Genomic DNA, 1,077 nt, shown 5'->3' on the forward strand with positions numbered 1-1,077 from the left:
CTACGGCTCCATGTCTCAAACACTTAACCTCGCTGGCAACAGTAACTCGTAGGCTCATTATGCAAAAGGCACGCCGTCACCCTAAAAGGGCTCCGACCGCTTGTAAGCGTATGGTTTCAGGATCTGTTTCACTCCCTTATTCAGGGTTCTTTTCACCTTTCCCTCACGGTACTGGTTCACTATCGGTCTCTCAGGAGTATTTAGCCTTAGCGGATGGTCCCGCCAGATTCATACAGGGTTTCACGTGCCCCGCACTACTCAGGATACTGCTATGATTTATACCACCTTGCCTATACGGGACTATCACCCTCTTCGGTCCCTCTTTCCAAAGGATTCTAATTCAGCGTACAATCAATATCGCAGTCCTACTACCCCAATATGGCCGTAACCACATTGGTTTGGGCTGCTCCGCGTTCGCTCGCCACTACTTGCGGAATCACTCTTGTTTTCTTCTCCTACGGGTACTTAGATGTTTCAGTTCCCCGCGTTCGCTCCACGTAAACGTGGTGACTGGCCTTCAACCAGCCGGGTTGCCCCATTCGGATATCTACGGATCATTTCGTATGTGCCGATCCCCGTAGCTTTTCGCAGCTTATCACGTCCTTCTTCGCCTCTGAGAGCCTAGGCATCCCCCATACGCCCTTACATAACTTATGATACCTTTCATAAGATCGTGCACCCAGGCACGACCCTACGTCTAATTTGCTCTTTACTTTTTATATCACACTCCTCTCGGAGTGCGCTACTTCTATTTGCTTTATCTCAATATGTCAAAGACCGTCTGCCATTTCTGGCCTGGTGGAGAATATCGGAGTCCCTTCGACAAGCTCAGGGTAAACTCCTCCTTCCTCTTTCACCACTTTGTGGAGAATATCGGAGTCGAACCGATGACCTTCCCGACTCAAGTCGGGACGCTCCAGCCCCTTCCGGCTGATTTCCTTCAATATCCTTTTGAACTTCTTCTCTTTAGTGGAGAATATCGGAGTCGAACCGATGACCTCCTGCGTGCAAGGCAGGCGCTCTAGCCAGCTGAGCTAATTCCCCATGTTAAATCCCGAATGTTGAACTCAGAATCAC

1 tRNA gene and 1 rRNA gene (1 of these 2 running past the window's edge) are annotated in these 1,077 nt (G+C 49.8%); both read right to left on the reverse strand.

What is annotated here, in order from left to right:
• Positions 1-657 (reverse strand): 23S ribosomal RNA (locus KN811_RS21645); it reaches 2,174 nt to the left of the window's first position.
• A 313-nt stretch (positions 658-970) separates the two neighbouring features.
• Positions 971-1,044, reverse strand: a tRNA-Ala gene (locus KN811_RS21650).
• Positions 1,045-1,077: the final 33 nt, after the last annotated feature.

It is taken from the genome of Sinomicrobium weinanense (genome assembly GCF_018863395.1).
GTDB lineage: Bacteria > Bacteroidota > Bacteroidia > Flavobacteriales > Flavobacteriaceae > Sinomicrobium > Sinomicrobium weinanense.